We start from the raw sequence: 1,391 nt of genomic DNA, 5'->3' as shown, positions 1-1,391 counted from the left end.
AGAGGGCGGTAAGTGACGTGTTGCCCGTTTCGCGCTTGGAGGTGGGGCTGTCGGGCTGGCGGTGGCCTCTCCGGGTGGCTATGGCCGTGGCTGGGTGAACAACCCCTGCTCGGGCTCGATCAGGATCCCGCGTTCGACCAGCCGCTTCAGCTTCAGTCGGACGTTGTTGACGTTGCTGGGCGCGATCTCCAGATCCATCGCCTCGCAGACCGCCCGTGCCCGCAGCGGGGCGTCGGCCGCGGCGAACACCGCCATGATCTGCCGGTAGGCCGGATGGTCCGGCAGCTTCACGGTCGGCGGCGTCGGCGGGGACGGATCAGGCAGCGCCAGCAGGGTCTTGCGGGTGATGCGGACCTCCTCGGCGACCCGGTCGAACTCCTCCAATTGCGCGGTGAGTTCCGCGATGCGTCCCCGCGTGGCCTCGGCCTGCGCGGCGATCTCACGCTCCTGCTCCTCCAAGCGCGCCAGCACCGCTCCCAAGGTCAGCTCGCTGCCGCTCACGCGCCGCGCCAGGTGGGGGTGGAGGTCGAGGTGAGCATCCGGGCCATCCGGTCGCTTATGGCCCAGTACACCCTCGACTCGGCGGAGGCGGGCCGGTGCTCGTAGTCCCGTACCAGCCTGCGGTGCAGCATCATGATCCCGTTCACCTGCTCCACCACCCACCTCTTGGGCTGCGGGACGAACCCGCTGGCTGCCGGGTTGCGCTCGACGACTTCGACGTCGATACCCACCTTCTGCCCGTGGTCGATGACGGCGGTCTTGAACCCCTGGTCCACCAGGGCCTTCTGTACCGTGTCGGTGTCGGCGGCGACCTTGTCCAGCAAGGCGATGCCGGCGGCGTTGTCATGCGCGGACGCGGCCAGCACCACCACCGCGATCACCAGACCGAGAACATCAACTGCCAGGCCGCGTTTGCGGCCCGGGACTTTTTTTGCCGCGTCCCTTCCGGTGGTGTCGGCGGGCACCCCGGCGGCCGCGTGCAGGCTCTGGGTGTCGAGTACCACCAGGCTCGGGTCGGCCTTGCGCCCCCGGTCGCGGACCTGCCAGCGCAGCAGGTCGTGAATGGTCTGGTCGGTGCCGTCGTCGCGCCACTTGTAGAAGTAGTACTTCACCGCGCCGGCCGGGGGTAGATCGTGGGGGAGGTAGTCCCACTGGCAGCCGGTGCGGGACTGGTAGAGCAGGGCGTTGACGATCTCCCGCATCTCGTAGGCGCCCTGGTGACCGCTGACGGAGGGATGCCGAGCCTTCCAGGAGGCGATGACGGGCTCGATCAGGGTCCACCGCTCGTCGGACAAGTCGCTCTTGTAGGGCTGGCGGTCACTCACGAAGAACACTCCAGCACGACAGGGCTCCCCGATCAGCCCCGATACGCCTGAGCCACACGTTCCAGC

At 68.4% G+C, this 1,391-nt stretch carries 2 protein-coding genes; both read right to left on the bottom strand.

Annotated features, from left to right (window positions below; genetic code table 11):
• Positions 1–78: 78 nt before the first annotated feature.
• A complete protein-coding gene (locus AB0N14_RS40155) occupies positions 79–501 on the bottom strand; it encodes a hypothetical protein (protein ID WP_366030619.1) in 423 nt (140 codons plus the stop codon).
• Positions 498–1,325 (bottom strand): IS5 family transposase, encoded by an 828-nt coding sequence (locus AB0N14_RS40150; RefSeq protein WP_366030618.1) that lies wholly within the window; start codon positions 1,323–1,325, stop codon positions 498–500. The genes AB0N14_RS40155 and AB0N14_RS40150 overlap by 4 nt, the downstream gene beginning before the upstream one ends.
• Between the last annotated feature and the right edge of the window lie 66 nt (positions 1,326–1,391).

It is taken from the genome of Streptomyces sp. NPDC051104, assembly GCF_040682835.1.
In the GTDB taxonomy this organism is placed as follows: domain Bacteria; phylum Actinomycetota; class Actinomycetes; order Streptomycetales; family Streptomycetaceae; genus Streptomyces; species Streptomyces cynarae.
Note: the sequence above shows the minus strand (reverse complement) of the source record. Positions and strands in the feature narration are given on the sequence as shown.